15 protein-coding genes are annotated in these 18,068 nt (G+C 41.7%); 7 read left to right on the top strand and 8 right to left on the bottom strand.

Features of this window, described 5'->3' with window-relative positions:
* Positions 1-75: 75 nt before the first annotated feature.
* Positions 76-879, bottom strand: coding sequence for a glucosamine-6-phosphate deaminase (gene nagB, locus PSF31_RS19840; protein ID WP_096864950.1), 804 nt, complete (start codon positions 877-879; stop codon positions 76-78).
* Positions 880-1,296: 417 nt separating this feature from the next.
* Here nagB and nagE point away from each other — a divergent pair, with 417 nt between their 5' ends.
* The 4 genes from nagE to glnS all read left to right on the top strand — a co-directional run bounded on the left by nagE (position 1,297) and on the right by glnS (position 6,655).
* Positions 1,297-3,324: an N-acetylglucosamine-specific PTS transporter subunit IIBC gene (nagE, locus tag PSF31_RS19835; RefSeq protein WP_096864949.1), complete on the top strand. Its 2,028-nt coding sequence runs from the start codon at positions 1,297-1,299 to the stop codon at positions 3,322-3,324.
* A 248-nt stretch (positions 3,325-3,572) separates the two neighbouring features.
* Positions 3,573-3,827 carry a colicin E3-like toxin immunity protein gene (locus PSF31_RS19830; protein ID WP_096864948.1) on the top strand — a complete coding sequence of 85 codons (255 nt, stop codon included), beginning with the start codon at positions 3,573-3,575 and terminating at the stop codon, positions 3,825-3,827.
* Positions 3,828-4,003: 176 nt separating this feature from the next.
* Positions 4,004-4,819, top strand: a complete 816-nt coding sequence (locus PSF31_RS19825) for a sulfite exporter TauE/SafE family protein (RefSeq protein WP_096864947.1) — start codon at positions 4,004-4,006, stop codon at positions 4,817-4,819.
* Positions 4,820-4,987: 168 nt separating this feature from the next.
* Positions 4,988-6,655, top strand: a complete 1,668-nt coding sequence (gene glnS, locus PSF31_RS19820) for a glutamine--tRNA ligase (RefSeq protein WP_144140804.1) — start codon at positions 4,988-4,990, stop codon at positions 6,653-6,655.
* Positions 6,656-6,862: 207 nt separating this feature from the next.
* Here the strand turns inward: glnS and PSF31_RS19815 are convergent, their stop codons facing one another.
* From PSF31_RS19815 to kdpF, 7 genes are all read right to left on the bottom strand, one after another.
* Positions 6,863-7,258, bottom strand: coding sequence for a DUF5329 family protein (locus tag PSF31_RS19815; RefSeq protein ID WP_004256937.1), 396 nt, complete (start codon positions 7,256-7,258; stop codon positions 6,863-6,865).
* Positions 7,259-7,354: 96 nt separating this feature from the next.
* Positions 7,355-8,041, bottom strand: coding sequence for a two-component system response regulator KdpE (kdpE, locus tag PSF31_RS19810; protein WP_080544454.1), 687 nt, complete (start codon positions 8,039-8,041; stop codon positions 7,355-7,357).
* A gap of 16 nt (positions 8,042-8,057) precedes the next feature.
* On the bottom strand, positions 8,058-10,745 hold the full coding sequence (gene kdpD / locus PSF31_RS19805; RefSeq protein ID WP_219144495.1) for a two-component system sensor histidine kinase KdpD: 2,688 nt from the start codon (positions 10,743-10,745) through the stop codon (positions 8,058-8,060).
* A gap of 8 nt (positions 10,746-10,753) precedes the next feature.
* Positions 10,754-11,347, bottom strand: coding sequence for a potassium-transporting ATPase subunit KdpC (gene kdpC, locus PSF31_RS19800; protein WP_036957946.1), 594 nt, complete (start codon positions 11,345-11,347; stop codon positions 10,754-10,756).
* 10 nt (positions 11,348-11,357) lie between these two features.
* Entirely contained in the window at positions 11,358-13,421 is a 2,064-nt protein-coding gene (gene kdpB / locus PSF31_RS19795) for a potassium-transporting ATPase subunit KdpB (RefSeq protein ID WP_164560946.1), read from the bottom strand.
* Between the two features lie 14 nt (positions 13,422-13,435).
* Positions 13,436-15,139, bottom strand: coding sequence for a potassium-transporting ATPase subunit KdpA (kdpA, locus tag PSF31_RS19790; RefSeq protein WP_096864944.1), 1,704 nt, complete (start codon positions 15,137-15,139; stop codon positions 13,436-13,438).
* Position 15,140: 1 nt separating this feature from the next.
* On the bottom strand, positions 15,141-15,230 hold the full coding sequence (kdpF, locus tag PSF31_RS21150; RefSeq protein WP_071585860.1) for a K(+)-transporting ATPase subunit F: 90 nt from the start codon (positions 15,228-15,230) through the stop codon (positions 15,141-15,143).
* A 452-nt stretch (positions 15,231-15,682) separates the two neighbouring features.
* Here kdpF and PSF31_RS19785 point away from each other — a divergent pair, with 452 nt between their 5' ends.
* The 3 genes from PSF31_RS19785 to PSF31_RS19775 form a co-directional block, all read left to right on the top strand.
* Positions 15,683-15,889 carry a YbfA family protein gene (locus PSF31_RS19785; protein WP_036957942.1) on the top strand — a complete coding sequence of 69 codons (207 nt, stop codon included), beginning with the start codon at positions 15,683-15,685 and terminating at the stop codon, positions 15,887-15,889.
* Positions 15,890-16,123: 234 nt separating this feature from the next.
* Positions 16,124-16,867 (top strand): type 2 GTP cyclohydrolase I, encoded by a 744-nt coding sequence (locus tag PSF31_RS19780; protein WP_096864943.1) that lies wholly within the window; start codon positions 16,124-16,126, stop codon positions 16,865-16,867.
* 854 nt (positions 16,868-17,721) lie between these two features.
* The coding region (locus PSF31_RS19775; RefSeq protein WP_272683205.1) for an Hcp family type VI secretion system effector at positions 17,722-18,068 on the top strand (347 nt) is incomplete at its 3' end.

The following is an 18,068-nucleotide window of genomic DNA, read 5'->3' as shown; positions in this document are numbered from 1 at the left end:
GGCTTAAAACTCCTGACCTCTGGAAGGTGGGTCACCGATCAGCTTTCGCTGACCGGGTGATTGATAAACATAATCTTAGTTAAACTTTTCAATAAGTTCAGATTCTAGCTGTTTGAAATATTTAAGCGTTTTAACTTTTAATTCGAGTGTTGCGGGTTCATCACAAACGACCAGTGCTTTTGGGTGCATTTGCACGCAACTTACTGTCCACATATGGTTAATTGAACCTTCAACTGCTGCATGAACTGCGTTCGCTTTATTCGCACCCGTAGCGAGTACCATTAACTCTTCAGCATCCATTAATGTGGCTACACCCACAGTTAAAGCGAATTTTGGTACTTGATTGATATCATTATCAAAGAAACGTGAGTTAGCTTGGCGCGTTTCTGGTGTTAATGTCTTAATGCGGGTACGAGAGTTCAATGAAGAACCGGGTTCATTAAAAGCAATGTGACCGTCGTTACCTACGCCGCCCATAAATAAATTAATTTTGCCGTAAGATTTAATTTTATCTTCATAACGTTGGCATTCCGCATCAACATCAGGGGCATTACCATTCAGTAAATTGATATTTTGCGCTTGAATGTCGATGTGGTTAAAGAAATTATCATGCATAAATGTGTGATAGCTTTGAGGATGATTAGCGGGAATACCAATATACTCATCCATATTAAATGTTACCACATGCTTAAAACTGACTTTTCCTGCGTTATATAAAGCAATCAATGCCTTATAAGTGGCAAGAGGAGTGCCGCCTGTTGGTAACCCAAGAACGAAAGGGCGATCAGCAGTTGGGTTGAATGCGTTAATTTTGTCAGCAATATACTGTGCGGACCAAATGCCGACATCATGCGCATTGTTAAGTGGAATTAGCCTCATGTCTCAATTACCTCTAATAAGTCTGTGAAATCTTTCATGTATATATGTATCCCTGATGTTATTCATTAGATATAGGAATACTCGTTATACTACAAATTTATTACGCGCTGGTGTTGGTACACAGTGCCGTTTTAACGGCTACACCTGCATTTTAAACGCGCTGAGAATATACAGGTTAATAACATAAATAAGTTATTTTTAATCATAAAATAAGTTTTCGATAATAGCTAGTAATTTAGTCATATCGGTAACTCTTTCGTTGACATTTATCACAAATCGAACCTATTTATTTTGCATCGCGAAACAATTAATTTAGACTATAAAATTGATACTCTCAATAACCTAAATTATGATTTAGGTGTGTGAACAATAAGATCCCGTAAATGGGGCAAAAATAGGGCGATAAAGGGGGAGTTTGTGAATATTCTTAGCTACTTACAGCGGATTGGTAGGGCACTTATGGTGCCAGTTGCTGTACTACCAGCCGCAGCAATCCTGATGGGGATTGGCTATTGGGTTGACCCAGATGGTTGGGGTGCCAATAGTGCAATCGCGGCGTTACTGATTAAATCCGGTGCGGCTATTATTGATAATATGTCCGTGCTATTTGCTATTGGTGTTGCTTATGGGATGTCAAAAGATAAGGACGGTGCGGCTGCACTGACCGGTTTTGTCGGCTTTTTAGTGGTGACAACACTGTGTTCGCCTGCATCTTATTCCATGATCATGAATGTTCCGCTGGAAAGCGTTCCTGCGGCATTCGGTAAAATTAATAACCAGTTCGTGGGTATCTTAGTTGGGGTTCTATCAGCTGAATTGTACAACCGTTATAGTGGCGTAGAGCTACCCAAAGCGTTGTCTTTCTTTAGCGGTCGTCGTCTCGTACCGATTTTGACCTCGTTCTTAATGATCATCTTAGCCTTCATACTGATGTATGTCTGGCCGGTGGTTTACAACGGTTTAGTCTCTTTCGGTGAAAGCATTAAAGACTTAGGTTCTGTGGGGGCGGGTATTTACGCCTTCTTCAACCGTTTATTAATTCCTGTAGGTCTGCATCACGCACTCAATTCGGTGTTCTGGTTTGACGTTGCAGGAATCAATGATATTCCAAACTTCTTAGGCGGCGCTAAGTCAATTGATGCCGGTCTGGCAACGGTAGGTATTACAGGTCGCTACCAAGCTGGTTTCTTCCCAATTATGATGTTTGGTCTGCCAGGTGCGGCATTAGCGATTTACCATTGTGCACGTCCAGAAAATAAAGCGAAAGTTGCTGGTATTATGATTGCCGGTGCGTTTGCGGCATTCTTTACAGGTATCACTGAACCACTCGAATTCTCTTTCATGTTCGTGGCACCAATTCTGTATGTTATCCACGCATTATTAACGGGTATCTCTGTTTATATTGCAGCAACAATGGAGTGGATCTCTGGATTTGGTTTCAGTGCTGGTTTAGTCGATATGCTATTGCAGTCACGTAACCCATTAGCCGTTCAGTGGTATATGTTGATTGTCCAAGGTTTAGTCTTCTTCTGCATTTACTATGTCATTTTCCGTTTCATGATCCGCAAGTTCAACCTGTTAACACCAGGCCGTGAAGAGAGCGCAGGGGATGAAACTATTGACGGTTATGATGAAAGCGTTAGCCCTGCAGATAATAGTGATAGCGATATTCAAAAAGAAGCTCGCCAATATGTTGCAGCAGTTGGTGGCAGTGACAACATCGTCAGTATTGATGCCTGTATCACTCGTTTACGTTTAGGTGTTAAAGATTCAGCGATTGTTAATGACGCCATGACAAAACGTTTAGGGGCTTCGGGTGTTATCCGCTTAAGCAAACAAAATGTTCAAGTGATTGTCGGTACACGTGCTGAATTGGTGGCAAAAGCAATGACTGAAGTGATTGCAAAAGGCCCTATCGCAGGAGCTGCTCCGGTAGCTGCACCAGAAGAGAAAAAAGCCGCAGAGCCTGCGAAAACAAAAGGTAATGTGATTTTATCTCTGGTTGCGCCAGTCAGTGGTCAAGTGTTCTCCCTTGACGATGTGCCAGATGAAGCGTTTTCTAGCCGCATTGTGGGCGATGGTATTGCCATCAAACCAACAAGCAGCGAAGTGTTAGCGCCGGCGTCAGGTACGGTGGTGAAAATTTTCGAAACTAACCACGCATTCTGCCTTGAAACAGAAAACGGTGTTGAGCTCATAGTTCATATGGGTATTGATACTGTTGCACTGAAAGGTGAAGGTTGTGCACGTTTAGTGGAAGAAGGTGCGGAAGTGACTGCTGGAACACCAATTCTGAACCTCGACCTCGCGTTCCTTGAAGCTAATGCCAAATCAATGATTAGCCCTGTTATCATTAGTAATATCGATGATTTTGCAGGTGTCGAGATTTTAGTTGACGGTGAAGTAAAAGCAGGCGAAACGGTTATTTATAATGTTCTGAAATAGTTCAGTTTAATATTATAAGTTAGTAAGAGGGGGGCTTAGGCCACCCTTTTTTTATGGTGGTTAAATAAGAAAAAGATAATCATACAGGGTATAACAAATAATGATAATCACTATCAATTGAGTTTAGTTTATAAAGAAAATATAATTAATTGTTAGCTTTGTGGGGAGGTGTTTTTTCTAAAATACGCGAATAATTAAAATTAAAGCGCCTAAAATAATTATAAAAAAGTATCTATAAGGAGAAAGAAATGGGATTAAAAATTCATTTGGTTTGGTTTGATAAACAAACAGAGGAATATGTTGGTGAAGAGTATTCTCTAGATCTAGGCGATGATGATAGCATTATAGAGGAAACAATTAATCCTGAGGAAAATATTATTAATAATGGTTGTTTTGATATGGTTTCTGACTGGGTTCCTAATCTTCAAAATCATATAAAACATAAAATTGAATTTAGTAAATATGATTATCAAGTTTCATTCGATTATCGGGACGAATGGTAATTATTATTCACATTTGAATAATATTAAATAAAGGGGAAATCTCCCTTTATTTGTATTCATCAAGTTGTATTTGTTAATAACATTGGCGAAATCTCAAACAAGGTTGTCAAATTTGCATAAGCAAGGGGCTTTTTTCATCGATAAAATATTTTCTCAATTACTGAGAGGGGTTATCTGTGGAACTGCTTCTGTGTTTATTTGGCTTTATTTCGGGGATCACCACCGCACTATTCGGCTTCGGTGGTGGTTTTATCACTGTTCCATTGTTATACGCATTGATTACCTTAGTGTGGGGGCCGAGCCATAGTGCGAATGAAGTGGCAATGCAAATTGCGGTGGCAACTTCAACCTGTGTGATGATTTTTTCATCAACGTTATCAAGTCGTGCCCATTACTTAAAAGGTAATCTTAGCTGGGCAATTATTCGTCCGTTTATTATTCCAATTTCAATTGGTGGCATATTTGGGGCCATTGTTGCGCTATCCGTAGATAGTGCATTAATTCGTTGGATATTTATTGGTTATTTAATTATCACTATTTTAGATTGCTTTATTCGTCCCGGTTTTATGAAAACAGAATCTACAGGTATACAAGCCTCCCGTGGCGGTATTTTTGCCGATACCCCGATTGGCGTGGTGATTGGTGCGGTGGCGGCATTTTTAGGTGTTGGCGGCAGTGTGATGACTGTTCCACTAATGCGGCGCCGTGGTGCCAGTATGATCCAAGCAGCCGCATTTGCGAACCCATTGACATTACCAATGGCAATCACGGGCACATTAACCTATTTTTATTTCGCTATTGATAAGCACATTGATCTCGGAGCAGGGTTTCTGGGGATGATCTATATCAAAGGGGCATTAATTTTAATTGTGACATCGTGGTTAGGGATCCGTTTTGCTTCTTTATTAATGCCTTACCTGAGCGATAAACGTCATGCCCAAAGCTATCCGTTACTGTTACTCGTCGTTTTAGCCGTCATGATACTGGCTTAGAATCGCGTATATCGGTGGGTAAAGATGAGGTTTTTACCCTAAATTCCTTCTGATCATCGCTTTTGCTGCACTTGGCGCAATCAAACGGTTGTTTCCTGATTGATTATGGTAGAATATATTTAATTACTATACGCTTTTGCGCGCTTTTGGCATTGAGGAATGATGACAATGAATGAGGCAGATGCTCGCCCAACAAATTTTATCCGTCAGATCATAGATGAAGATCTGGCGACTGGAAAACACACGTCAGTGCATACGCGTTTTCCACCTGAACCGAATGGCTATTTACATATTGGTCATGCGAAATCAATCTGCTTGAATTTTGGCATTGCCAAGGATTATCAGGGACAATGTAACTTACGTTTTGATGATACAAATCCTGTAAAAGAAGATGTCGAATACGTTAACTCTATTCAAGAAGACGTTAAATGGCTTGGTTTTGAGTGGAGCGGCGATGTTCGTTATTCCTCTGACTACTTTGATACTTTGTATCAATACGCGATCGAGTTGATCAAAAAAGGCTTAGCTTACGTTGATGAGCTCAGCCCAGACGAAATTCGCGAATATCGTGGGACACTCAAAGAGCCCGGTAAAAATAGCCCATACCGTGAGCGCCTAATTGAAGACAACTTAGCACTATTCGAAAAAATGCGTGCGGGCGGCTTCGAAGAAGGAAAAGCGTGTTTACGCGCGAAAATCGATATGGCTTCGCCATTTATGGTGATGCGCGACCCAGTTTTATATCGTATTAAATTTGCGGAACATCACCAATCTGGCAATAAATGGTGTATTTATCCAATGTATGACTTCACGCATTGTATTTCTGATGCATTAGAAGGCATTACTCACTCTTTATGTACCTTAGAATTCCAAGACAATCGCCGTTTATATGATTGGGTTTTAGATAATATCACGATTGACTGTCACCCTCGTCAGTATGAGTTTTCTCGTCTGAATCTGGAATATACGGTGATGTCTAAACGTAAACTGAACCAATTAGTGACCGAAAAACACGTAAATGGTTGGGATGATCCACGGATGTTAACCATTTCAGGTTTGCGTCGTCGTGGTTATACCGCAGCATCTATTCGTGAATTCTGCCAACGTATTGGTGTGACGAAGCAAGACAACAACGTCGAAATGGCTTCTTTAGAATCTTGTATTCGTGATGATCTGAATGAGTCAGCACCACGTGCTATGGCTGTTATCGACCCAGTTCGTGTTGTCATTGAAAACATGCCTGCTGGTGAAGAGATTTTAACAGCGCCAAACCATCCAAATAAACCGGAGATGGGAACACGCCAAGTGCCTTTTAGTAACGAAATTTATATTGACCGTGCGGACTTCCGTGAAGAAGCAAATCGCCAATATAAGCGTTTAGTATTAGGCAAAGAAGTTCGTTTGCGTAATGCATATATCATTAAAGCAGAGCGTGTTGAAAAAGATGCGGATGGTAATATTACAACCATTTACTGTACTTATGATGCAGGCACATTAAATAAAGACCCAGCAGATGGCCGTAAAGTGAAAGGCGTTATTCATTGGGTTAGCGTAGCGCATGCATTACCTGCAGAAATTCGTCTGTATGACCGTTTATTCACTGTGCCAAACCCAGGTGCAGAAGACGATTTCTTATCCGTTATCAACCCTGAATCGTTAATTATTCGCCATGGTTTTGTTGAGCCAAGCCTGAAAAATGCAGAGGCAGAAAAAGCGTATCAGTTTGAGCGTGAAGGGTATTTCTGTGCGGATAATAAGTTAAGTAGTGCAGATCATTTAGTGTTTAATCGCACTGTTGGGTTGCGTGATACTTGGGCTAAGATTGAGAACTCTTAACTTGATGTCCCTGTCATTCTTTGTGCCACAGGGGTGTTGGCTTCATTAAGTTACCCGAGTCACATACTTATGTATGCTCACGGGATAACTTAATTTGCCGCCTACCTGTGGTACAAATTATTTAGGGGCTAGATCGAGTATTAGAACAAAAAACGCTGACATTTATTTGCCAGCGTTTTTTATCGTAATCAACAGAACCTACAGAATTTACTCAGATTTGTTATCCACTTTGTCTTTCAGTAAACCATGCAAATATTTATTGGCTGGGATCACATTACCTTGTGCATCTTTGACTTGGTACTCTTCGCCAGTAATGGACGATTTTGATGCAACATTATCAATAAATTGTTCTGTAGTTTTGAGACGTTTTTCTGTTTTACGTAGTTTTAAACGTAAGTGAGATTCTGCGTCGGCAGCAGAATGTTCAGTTCCGTTACGAGTAAAAGTAAGGTTCTGTTGCTTACCAAGCTCTGCTAGTAATGATTCAGTACGAACTTTTTCTTCAGGGCTTAGCGCAAGTGCTTGGGTGGTAACAAAAACGCTTAAAAAAAGTACTAAAGCAGATGAAAAACGGTTTGATAGTTGGGCTGTGAGTGACTGCACGAATTTCTCTCCATAGAAAAAAGGTGAGTAAATTATAGGCAGCCTTTTAATTTAAACTATCGGTAAGATTCCTAGAATTCAATGAATGGTAATCCATTAGGGCATAAACCGATAACCAATCCCTGTTTCGGTTAATAAGTGAATAGGGCGAGCAGGGTCATTTTCCAATTTTTGCCGTAGGTGGCCCATATAGATGCGTAAGTAATGATTATGTTCCACATAATTAGGCCCCCAAACTTGCAGTAATAAATGCCGTTGAGTTAATACTTTACCGCTATTAGCCACGAGTTCACTGAGTAAACGGAACTCAATCGGGGTAAGGTGGAGCTCTTCACCTTGCTTGGTAACAATTCGATTAATAAAATCGATAGTGATATCCCCAAACTGGCATTTTGAGTTTTCTTGGGTGGATTTGCCGAAACGCCGTAAAGCAACCCTAACACGAGCCAGTAATTCACTAATCCCAAAGGGTTTTGTGAGATAATCATCAGCACCCGCATCCAATGCAGCCACTTTTTGTGATTCTTCTTCACGAGCGGATAACACTATGATGGGAATACTGCTCCACTGACGTAGATCACGAATTAAATCAAGCCCATCACCATCGGGCAAGCCAAGGTCTAAAATCAATAAATCAGGTTGCCGAGTACCCGATTCAATCAGGCCGCGGTGGTAATTTTCGGCTTCAAACACTTTCCAGCCTTCACCCTCCAACGCTAAACGAACAAAGCGACGGATTTCTTTTTCATCTTCAATAACCAGTATTTGATGGTTAGTACTCACAATATCGAGGGTCCTTCTATATTTCTGCCTCAATATCAGGCAGTTGTTTTAAAGGTAAAACAAAATGGAAACTGGCTCCACCTTTATTATTGTTTTGCGCCCAAATTTCGCCTTCATGCAATTGGATAATAGCACGACAAATGGCAAGCCCTAAGCCAACGCCTGGGATTGCTGATTCTTTTTGTGCCCGAGAAAATTTATCAAAAATGGTTTTTTCTTGCCCGTTTGGGATCGCATTGCTGGCATCCCATATTTCAATATGAATTTTTTGCCCTTCAACTGCGGCTCGAATACCAATCGGGGTATTGTTATTGCTATATTTTACGGCATTTTCTAAGAGATTGATTAGCACTCGTTTAATCAAATTGGCATCACAATAAAGCAATAAATCTGCTGGAATATCAATCTCTAAAGGGTGACTGTGTAAGGTGTAATCTAAGGTTCTAACGGCACTACTGGTAATTTCTTGTAGTGATTCCCACGCTAAGTTGGGTTGAATGCTGCCAGATTGCAAACGAGCCATATCCAGTAAATTATTAACTAAGCGAGAAGTGCTCAGTACTTGTTGGCGCATTTGGTTGACTTGCTCTGTTAATGGTGAATTTTCCGCTGATAAGTTCAACATTAAAATTTCAGTTTGCCCGAACAAAACGGTAAGTGGCGTTTTTAGATCATGGGAAAGTGCAGCAAGTAACGAGTTTCTCAGTTGTTCACGTTCAATATTTAATTTGGCTAATTCAGCTTGTTTGGTCAATTGTAGACGAGCAAGCGAGCTTGCAATTAGCCCCGTAAAGGTTTGCAGCATGCGTTGCTGCTCTGGGATCAATAACTGGCGCATGTTTCTTGGCTCAATGGCAAGAACGGCAAGGGTTTGGTCGGCAGTAGTGATAGGTTGTAATTGATAAGGAACACTTGGCAAAGTATCCGTACCAGCACCGGCTGGCTGGCGTTTATCAAAACTCCACTTAGCAATGGCTTTATCAATTTGCATTGCCGTGTAGCCATCACATTGCAACGGTGTTAATTGCCCATCCTCATCAGGTAATAATAAGCAACTTTTGGCTTGGAAGGCATTATTGAGAAAATGATATCCTGTTTTTCCAATATCATCAGTGGTGATGGCTTGGCCTAATTCTTTTGTCATTTCATATAAATGACGGGTCCGTTGTTCGCGATACCGAGCAATACGAGCTTGGTAGCGCATACCCGCAGTTAAATTCCCCACAACAACCCCAACAATTAGCATCACCGTAAAAGTGACTAAATATTGCATGTCCATGATAGCAAGGGAAAAGTGGGGTTGAACAAAGAACAGGTCAAAACTGATCACGTTAACCAAGGCGGCAAAGACAGAGGGGCGTCGACCATAAAATAATGCGATTAACACGACACCTAATAGATAGAGTGTCACGAGGTTGGCTTTATCGAGTGCTAATAAAAAGGTACGTGAAAATAAGGTGATAGCGGCGCACATCACAATGGCCATTAAATAGCCATTCATATCCGATCGCCATTTTTCAGAGAACGGTTTTCTTTCGGGTTCTTTGTCCCACTCACTTTTTTCTTCAAGTGCGACGATCACTAGGTCTAGATCTGGGCCGAGCTTACCTAGGCGATCGGCAAAACCGGGGCGTAAATTGAACTTAAACCATTTATTTGTTTTATTACGTCGGCCAATTAATATCTTCCCTAAATTATGTTCTCGTGCGTAACGCAATATGGCTTTTTCTTCAGAAGGATCTGATAAGGTCGCTGTTTCTGCCCCTAAGTCTTGAGCAAGTCGCAATGCTTTTAAGATAGCTCTACGCTGTGTTTCAGGTAGCTGATGAAGCGAAGGGGTTTCAACATAAACAGCATGCCAGACACTACCGAATTTTGCGGCAAGCCGAGCCGCGGTACGAACTAACTTTTCATTTCCCGTATTATGGCCAACGCATAACAATAGCCCATCGCGAGTGTGCCATACGGGCGCTTGGCCTTTACCGCCACGAAATTCACGCATTTGGTCATCAACTCGGTCGGCAGTGCGACGAAGTGCGAGTTCACGAAGTGCAATTAAATTTCCTTTGCGGAAAAAATGCTCAATGGCGCGTTCGGCTTGCCCTGGTATGTATACCTTACCTTCTTTAAGACGTTGCCGTAGGTCGTCAGGGGGAAGATCGACTAACACCACTTCGTCAGCGGCATCAAAAATATGGTCTGGAACCGTTTCACGGACTCGAATACCTGTAATGCTTCCAACAATATCATTCAGGCTTTCAATGTGCTGAACGTTGATGGTCGTCAGTACATCAATTCCAGCATCAAGTAACTCTTCGACATCTTGCCAACGTTTAGGGTGTCGGCTGCCATTAGGATTACTAAATGCTAATTCATCCATTAAAATTATGGCAGGATGCCTAGCAATTGCAGCATCAATATCGAAGCCATTTAGGCGGCGGCCGTGATGGGTAATGCGTCTGGGTGGTAACAGAGAAAGGCCGTCAATTAACGCGGCCGTTTCTTCTCTTTCATGGGTTTCTACCACGCCAACCAGAACATCTAGCCCTTGGGCTCTAAGCCTTTGCGCTTCTTGCAGCATGGCATACGTTTTTCCAACACCTGCACAGGCACCGAAAAAAATCTTTAATTTGCCACGCCCAATTTCATTGGCTTTGACCAAAAGTTCATCGGGGTTAGGGCGAATAGGTTCCTGATTGTTCATCACAGCCTCTAGTGAGTTTGACTGTTTATTTGTTGTTGGTATTCATCAAGTGCTAGGTTCAGTTTTAGCACGTTAATGACTGATTCGCCTAAAAAGGGTAACAGCGCCTGTTCAGTATGTGTTTCTATCAATGATTTTACCGCATCCAAAGGAATTTGCCTGCTTTTTGCAATGCGTGGAGCTTGGTATAACGCTGCATCAATAGAAATATTGGGGTCTAAGCCGCTGGCAGACGCCGTGAGTAAATCCACTGGGGTGGCGTTATCTGCATCGGGGTTTGCTGCGCGCAGTTGTTCGTTACGCTCAATCATCGTTTGCTGTAATAACGGGTTACTGACCGCTAAATTACTTCCGCCAGAAGCTAATGCGTTGTAGGGGCTATCAACCGTCGCAGAGGGGCGACCGTGAAAATAGCGGACATCACCCACATTTTGCCCGATCAAGGCTGAGCCAACAGTACGTTCATCTTGCATAAGTAGAGAGCCGTGAGCCTGCCATGGAAAAAAGATGTTAGCGAGACCAGTTACCATTAATGGGTAAGCAATACCGGTAAAAATGGTGAGTACTAGTAACATGATAATCGACGAACGGATCATATTCATAATCAACTCCTTATATTCCAAAAAAACTAATAAGCAGATCAATCAGTTTGATCCCAACGAATGGCACAATTAACCCGCCTAAGCCATAAATGCCTAAATTACGTTGCAATAATGATTGAGAGCTCATTGGGCGATAATGGACACCTTTAATGGCTAAAGGGATCAAGAAGATAATAATCAATGCGTTGAAGATAACCGCAGAAAGGATAGCGGACGCAGGTGAATGTAATTGCATAATATTTAATGCATTTAATTGTGGCCATGTCACCGCAAAAGCTGCAGGGATAATGGCAAAATATTTAGCAATATCATTGGCAATACTGAAGGTGGTTAATGAGCCGCGAGTCATCAACATTTGTTTACCAATATGCACGACTTCGATTAGCTTGGTTGGGTTAGAGTCTAAATCAACCATGTTACCGGCTTCTTTTGCCGCTTGGGTGCCAGAGTTCATTGCCACTGCGACATCCGCTTGCGCCAGTGCTGGCGCATCGTTGGTGCCGTCACCTGTCATGGCAACTAAGCGGCCTTCAGATTGATATTGGCGGATCAACGCCAGTTTGGCTTCCGGTGTGGCTTCAGCAAGGAAATCATCAACCCCAGCCTCTGCCGCAATAGCAGCGGCGGTTAAATGGTTATCTCCCGTGATCATCACGGTTTTGATGCCCATACTGCGCATTTGAGCAAAACGCTCTTTCATTCCACCTTTAACGATATCTTTGAGTGCCACAACCCCTAATACAGTTTGGTTATCAACGACAACGAGTGGGGTTCCTCCCAAATGAGCAACTTTTTCGACCAGTTGATCGGCTTCTACTGGGAATTTACCGTGGTTAGCTTCAATATAACGACGGATCGCATCCGCAGAGCCTTTGCGGATCATCCGTTCGCCAATATTGACTCCACTCATACGCGTCATTGCAGAAAAAGGAACAAAAGTCGCATTCAGGGCATGAATATCTCTTTCACGTAAATTGAATTTTTGTTTTGCCAGTATCACAATACTGCGGCCTTCTGGTGTTTCATCGGCTAAAGAAGATAATTGTGCTGCATCAGCCAGTTGCTGTTCAGTGATACCCGTTAGCGGTAAAAACTCTGAGGCTTGGCGGTTTCCCAGTGTAATTGTCCCCGTTTTATCGAGTAATAGAACGTCAACGTCTCCCGCAGCTTCTACGGCACGCCCGCTGGTGGCAATAACATTGGCTCCTAGCATGCGGCTCATTCCTGCTACACCGATAGATGAAAGCAAGCCACCAATGGTGGTTGGGATTAAACAAACTAATAGGGCAATCAACACTAAAATAGAAACTGCATCGCCAGCACCGGCATAATCTGCGGCAAAAGAGGTAAAGGGGTACAAAGTTGCACAGACAAGGACGAAAATGATCGTTAATGCAGTTAACAAAATGGTGAGTGCGATTTCATTGGGTGTTTTACGGCGTTGCGCACCTTCCACCATGGAAATCATTCTATCTAAGAAGGTTTCACCGGGGTTGACCGTACATTCCACGATCAGCCAATCGGAAAGTACGCGAGTTCCCCCTGTTACAGAGGAAAAATCACCACCAGATTCACGGATCACTGGAGCGGATTCCCCTGTAATTGCGCTTTCATCCACAGAGGCGCCGCCTTCGATGACTTCCCCATCGCAAGGAATGGTATCTCCGGCACGGATCAACACAATATCGCCTTTACGTAACTGATCTGAATTCACTATTTCTTGATTGGCATCCAGCGAAGCAGACGCTAAACGCGTTGCGCTACTTTGTTGCTTTACGCCTTTTAAGCTTTGGGCTTGTGCTTTGCTACGCCCTTCAGCGAGCGCTTCCGCAAAATTAGCAAAAATAACCGTAAACCACAGCCAAAGGGTGATCATACCACTGAACCAAGCACTACCTTGTGTGTAACCCATTACCATGGCTAACCAAAGTAACGTAGTGATAATACTGCCAATAAAGACTACAAACATCACTGGGTTACGCCATTGCGCTTGCGGGGTGCATTTTTTGATTGATTCAATAATAGATTGTTTAATTAATTGATTGTTGAATAATTTAGTTTGTTTATTTTTCATTTTTTTTCCCCTCATTATCCTGCAAAACCAATGTGTAATTGTTCAGCGATTGGCCCTAATGCTAAAGCCGGCACAAAGGTGAGTGCGCCAATGAGAAGCACGGTAAAAATAAGTAACCCAATGAATAAAGGTCCTGTTGTGGGTAAAGTGGCATGGCTTTGGGCTTGTGGCTTTTTATTGGCCATTGAGCCTGCAATCGCTAAGACGGGAAGGATCACACCAAAACGACCAATAAACATGGCTATTGCAAGTAGCACATTGTAGAACGGCGTATTCGTGCTGAGCCCTGCAAAAGCACTACCATTATTATTGGCGGCAGAAGAAAAGGCATATAGCACTTCACTAAACCCATGCGCGCCTGGATTTAAAATCCCTGCACGCCCAGCTTCGGTCATTAATGAAATAGTTGTACCGAGTAGCACTAAGGTTGGGGTGACTAAAATTGCCAGTGCGACCATTTTCATTTCACGCACTTCAATTTTTTTACCCAGGTATTCAGGTGTACGACCAATCATGAGGCCAGCAAGGAAGACAGCGAGTAATACAAATAGCAACATGCCGTATAAACCGGAACCGACACCGCCAAATACCACTTCACCAATTTGCATTAACCACATCGGCACCATTCCACCCATTGCAGTAAAGGAGTCATGCATGGCGTTAACCGCTCCACAAGAGGCTGCGGTGGTGACGACGGCAAACAAAGCGGAGCCGACAATCCCAAAACGACTCTCTTTTCCTTCCATATTGGCAGAGCTAGTGGCATGCAGTTCGGCTAAAAATGGGTTTCCCACATATTCCGCTTTAACTACGACGATGGCAGCAACCACAAAAATGATCCCCATAACCCAGAGTAAGGTATGGCCTTGCTTGTTGTTACCAACGACACGACCAAAGGCAAAGCAAAGTGCAGTAGGGATTAGGAAAATCGCTAACATTTGCACAAAATTACTCAGTGCAGTTGGGTTTTCAAAAGGGTGCGATGAATTAGAGCCGAAGAACCCGCCACCATTTGTGCCGAGCAATTTTATCGCTTCTTGGGACGCAACTGGCCCCATCGGTAATAGCTGTTCACTGCTATCTAAAGGATGAATAAGTAAATAATTGGAAAAATTTTGGATCACACCTTGGCTGACAAAAAATAGCGCAAAAATAATCGCTAAAGGGAAAAGCAAATACACAGTAATGCGGTAAATATCTAACCACGCATTCCCGACAGTTTTACTGCCATGGTGTAAAAAAGCACGAATAATTGCGAAGGCCACAGCAAGGCCTGTCGCTGCGGAAAGAAAGTTTTGTACAGTCAGCCCTGCCATTTGGCTTAAATAGCTTAATGTATTTTCGCCGCTATAGGCTTGCCAGTTAGTATTAGTAACAAAACTAACCGCGGTATTAAAGGCTAAATCCCAGCTCATCCCTTCAAAGTGTTGAGGGTTAAGAGGTAAACGGCCTTGGCAGATTAAAATAACGAATAATAAAACAAAGCCTAAAAGATTAAATAATACAATTGCTAAGGCATATTGTCGCCAATTCATCTCAGCCATTTCACGCCCTGGTTGTTTGACTCCAGCAAGGCGCCAAAGTAAGGACTCACTGCTTGCTAACCGACGAGGTATATCATTGTCGATTAGCCGAGCAATACCGTTACCTAAAGGTTTTGCTAAGATGAATAAGATCAGTAAAAAACTACCTAAAAATAACAATGTAGTGGTAGTCATATCAGAAATCCTCCGCGTTAAGCAGGGCATAAATCAGATACGCCAGCAGTAAAACAACGAGAACTGCCCCAATAATGGAAAGTAATGACACAGTATTTTCTCCTTATTATTTCCATGAGATAAGGCTAAAGAGTTCGTTGTAAAGAAGCTGATAAAAATCACGGGTAGGGTGTAAAAAAAGTATAAAAATGGTTATTTATCGAGCAAGAAGAGAGTGCTTAATAGAGAAAGTAGCGTGTGGTTTTATTAATTTATTTGTTAAATAATTGTAATTTAAATGTACTAATAAAACATTGATTGGTTAAAAAATGTAATAAAAATACGGAATGAACAGATTTTTTAGAAAAATTTACATATTAAGTGGTCAGATGAGTAGTTTTATTACACAATTTGCGATATCCTATCTACAGTCAATATATTTCATATTATCTGTTCGGTTTTAGTCGCTCTTTACTACTGTGTTAATGGGAAATGTGTGTTAATGGGGAATGGTAGAGCAAAGCTGGAATCGACAAATAAAGTGGCAACTGAAGGAGGATACCGATGTCCACATATCGCGAATATTCCCGTAATCAGGTACTTGCACGCCGCACTGCTGCTGTAACAGCTGGCATTATTGCGTTTCCGGTTATGGTTTTTTATCCAAAAAGAGCAAAGTTTTATAGCCATTTACATAAAGTTTGGGCAAAAACCAGTGATAAACCGGTTTGGCTAGAACGTTCAGAGACAACGCTGGAAAGTCACCGCTAATTTAGTACTTAATGGCGAGTAATAACCCCTACAATGTTGAATTGAGGGGGTTTTGTTTTTTTATTTTCTTACTTTCATTTACTATCCACTTGGGTTTTTCTCGATTAATGCTCTCGATTTGTTCTAAATAACACAGAAAAAAATTATGTTTCCGTTTATGCTTATTGATTATCAGTCAATTACGTTCAAACTGGTGGATAAACCGTTTAGCTGTGCAGTAAAAAGGACAACATAATGCATAATTTAAGATTAGAAGAAATCATTAATGACGAATTGAAAGTTAGTGAGTTCCAAGATTTTGCACCGAATGGATTGCAAGTTGAAGGGCGGCCCCATGTACATAAAATCATCACAGGGGTGACAGCTTGCCAAGCATTGCTGGATGTTGCTGTTGAAAAGAAAGCTGATGCCGTCATTGTTCATCATGGCTATTTTTGGAAAAATGAGCCAGCCATTATCAAAGGCATGAAGAGAAATCGCTTAAAAACATTATTAGCGAATGATATAAACCTGTATGGTTATCACCTCCCATTAGATGCACATCACCAGTTAGGTAATAATACCCAGCTTGCTTATATTATGGGGGTGCAGGTGAACGGCCAAATCGACCCATTAATGCCATTTGGTTTTTTTGATCAACCTATTACACCTTCAGAATTAACGTCTCGCTTAGAAACTCGTCTTGGCCGTAAAGTTCTTCATTGTGGTGATAATGCAAAAGAAGAAATTCGCCAAATTGCATGGTGTACAGGAGGAGGGCAAGGTTTCATCCTACAAGCGGCGGAATTTGGCGTAGATGCCTTTGTAACAGGGGAAGTTTCCGAGCAAACCATTCATATAGCAAGAGAAATGGGGATCCATTTCTACAGTGCAGGGCATCACGCAACGGAGCGTTATGGGATCAAGGCGTTGACTCAGTGGTTAGTCGATGAGCAGGGGTTGGATGCAGAGTTTATCGATATCGATAACCCGGCCTAATCTTCGTCGCCTTTCAAACCACAGCGTTGTTGGCTGCATTCACGAACCCTAGTCACATACTTATGTATGCTCCTAGGGCTTCGCTCTCTTGCCGCCTAGCTGTGATTCGAAAAGCATAGAAGATGGATTAATAATATATTTATAGAATTAAATTTTTGTTTTATTCGAGCGGTGGCGGTGTTGGTTTCACTTAATATGTATGTACCTAAGATTTAGTTTGATATTTGAACGTATTATCAATATGAGGGATACTTATCATAAGCTTAGATAAGTATCCCTCTGTTTTTTTTACTATTATTCTTTAATATAGTGCTTTCTTGCTAAATTATTGTACCGCTCCTATGTCACATAGGAAAAACGTAAAACTTACAGTTGGTTAGCATATTTATCAATATTAATCACTAGTAATTTCATGATAAATAGTTAAATACACTATAAAATTAGGCCGATAATTTCACTGTCAGTGAAGATGGCTTAAATTCTCTATTTTATTTATTTTAAATCATGTGGTTGCGATAACCTCTTAAGCTGAAATATTTGGTTACATAGTTTATTTCTATGTACATTAGAACTTACTGGGTTTATCGCAGTTTTGTCTGTTTTTTGTTCGATGATTATTTGGTTATGATTCATTTTTGGTGTTTTTCTGGAATTATATAGCGATATTTCAACCCGTTTACGCTAAGTCACTTATCCTAGAGAGATACAAACTGGCCCTCCGGTTTACAGTCCATTCATCAGCTTTTATTATCCTTAACTCAAATCTTACCGTGCGCACTGGCTGAGATGACGGAAATTAATCGATAATTATGTCTACTTAACCCAATTTGTCATTCTGGATAAAGGATATCGCTATGCCAACTCCATGTTATATTTCCATTGAGGGAAAAACCCAAGGCAACATCACTGCCGGTGCATTTACTGCCGATTCAGTGGGTAACATCTATGTGCAAGGTCATGAAGACCAAATGTTAGTGCAAGAGTTTTCTCACGTTGTGACTGTACCGACAGACCCACAATCCGGCCAGCCTTCAGGCCAACGTGCGCACAAGCCGTTCCGTTTCACCGTGGCGTTAAATAAAGCCGTTCCGCTGCTGTATAACGCCTTAGCGTCTGGCGAAATGCTGCCGAAAGTGGAACTCAAATGGTACCGCACATCGGTTGAAGGCAAGCAAGAGCATTTCTTCACCACCACATTAAC

This window comes from Providencia sp. PROV156, assembly GCF_028480905.1.
Classification (GTDB): Bacteria; Pseudomonadota; Gammaproteobacteria; order Enterobacterales; family Enterobacteriaceae; genus Providencia; species Providencia hangzhouensis.
Note: the sequence above shows the minus strand (reverse complement) of the source record. Positions and strands in the feature narration are given on the sequence as shown.

What these genes read in the sequence shown, in the direction of transcription:
- nagB (WP_096864950.1), bottom strand. Translation starts at nt 879, where the DNA reads ATGAGGCTAATTCCACTTAACAATGCGCATGATGTCGGCATTTGGTCC.
- PSF31_RS19830 (WP_096864948.1), top strand. Translation starts at nt 3,573, where the DNA reads ATGGGATTAAAAATTCATTTGGTTTGGTTTGATAAACAAACAGAGGAA.
- glnS (WP_144140804.1), top strand. Translation starts at nt 4,988, where the DNA reads ATGAATGAGGCAGATGCTCGCCCAACAAATTTTATCCGTCAGATCATA.
- kdpD (WP_219144495.1), bottom strand. Translation starts at nt 10,745, where the DNA reads ATGAACAATCAGGAACCTATTCGCCCTAACCCCGATGAACTTTTGGTC.
- kdpC (WP_036957946.1), bottom strand. Translation starts at nt 11,347, where the DNA reads ATGAATATGATCCGTTCGTCGATTATCATGTTACTAGTACTCACCATT.
- kdpB (WP_164560946.1), bottom strand. Translation starts at nt 13,421, where the DNA reads ATGAAAAATAAACAAACTAAATTATTCAACAATCAATTAATTAAACAA.
- kdpA (WP_096864944.1), bottom strand. Translation starts at nt 15,139, where the DNA reads ATGACTACCACTACATTGTTATTTTTAGGTAGTTTTTTACTGATCTTA.
- PSF31_RS19785 (WP_036957942.1), top strand. Translation starts at nt 15,683, where the DNA reads ATGTCCACATATCGCGAATATTCCCGTAATCAGGTACTTGCACGCCGC.
- PSF31_RS19780 (WP_096864943.1), top strand. Translation starts at nt 16,124, where the DNA reads ATGCATAATTTAAGATTAGAAGAAATCATTAATGACGAATTGAAAGTT.